The 210-nt window shown below is 65.2% G+C and carries 1 protein-coding gene; it reads right to left on the minus strand.

Annotated elements, in window-relative coordinates; all coding sequences use genetic code 11:
- Positions 1-210 (minus strand): hypothetical protein (locus ACLF6P_RS30170; RefSeq protein WP_415954620.1); only part of this gene is annotated, 210 nt, incomplete at both ends.

Consider the following 210-nt stretch of genomic DNA (forward strand, 5'->3'; position numbering starts at 1 on the left):
TGAACAGCGACACATCCTCGCCCGCCAGCGCCACCGAACCCACCAACAACGGGTGCTCGGCCGCACTCATACCGATGCCTGCCAGATCGGCAGCCGGTATCAAATTCTTGGGCCAGTAGTGCTGGTGGTCGAAGGCGTAGGTGGGCAGATCGACGCGCCGGGCGCCGGTTCCTGCGTAGTACGTCGTCCAGTCGACCTGGGTGCCGTGGG

It is taken from the genome of Streptomyces lothianensis (genome assembly GCF_047779955.1).
Lineage (GTDB): Bacteria > Actinomycetota > Actinomycetes > Streptomycetales > Streptomycetaceae > Streptomyces.